The organism is Oleiphilus sp. HI0043 (assembly GCF_001634935.1).
This window is the reverse complement of the sequence record NZ_LWEY01000544.1, coordinates 1-831: the sequence shown is the minus strand read 5'-3', so window position 1 is coordinate 831 and position 831 is coordinate 1. Positions and strand designations below refer to the sequence as shown.

Sequence of the window (831 nt, the reverse complement as noted above, 5' to 3'; positions counted from 1 at the left end):
AGCGCCTGGCTATCCCATTTTTTTAGGTTCAGAGTTTAAACACCCTAAACCTGAAGACGCCTTTTTTCATATTTTGCCCATACCCTATGAGGAGTCTGTTTCTTACGGCGGCGGCACAGGCTTAGGTCCAGCGGCTATTTTAGAAGCTTCCTGGCAGCTTGAAACTTGGGACGGTACAAGTAATCCTAGTACGAAAGGTATTTATACTCACCCTCCTGTCGACATGGCAGGAAGTGCAGAGCAAGTCATTGCAAACATCGCACTTGCCACAACAAATATAATTGAGCGCGGTGGTTTCCCTATNGGCTTAGGCGGCGAACATACGGTGACCTATGGCATTATTAAAGGGCTTCTGGATGCTGGCATAGATGACTTTGGTGTGGTGCAAATCGATGCCCATGCCGACTTGCGCGAAGCGTACGAAGGCAACCCGTATAGCCACGCCTCCGTAATGAAACGCATCGTTGATTTGGGTGTCCCTTTATTTCAGCTGGGTATTCGCGCGTACTGCGAAGAAGAAATGCGGACTCGCAAAGCACACGGTGTACGTCATATCGATGCGGACATTTTAGTGCCCCAAAATATCCAAAAAATAGATTTGCCTGATAACTTCCCGAGCAAAGTGTTCTTTACGCTAGACATTGATGGCATGGACCCTTCCGTATTTCCCTCAACAGGCACGCCCGTGCCAGGTGGGCTTGGCTGGTATCAAACATTGTCCTTATTTGAGTCAGTCGCAAAACAATGCGAAATCATCGGTTTCGATATTACCGAGTTCGCACCAATCAAAGGCTTTCATGCTTACGAATTTTCGGCAGCACTCCTGACATA

The 831-nt window shown here is 47.8% G+C and carries 1 protein-coding gene; it reads left to right on the top strand.

Features of this window, described 5'->3' with window-relative positions:
• Window positions 1-16: 16 nt before the first annotated feature.
• Window positions 17-831 (top strand): agmatinase (speB, locus tag A3729_RS06645; RefSeq protein ID WP_068633462.1); only part of this gene is annotated, 815 nt, incomplete at its 3' end.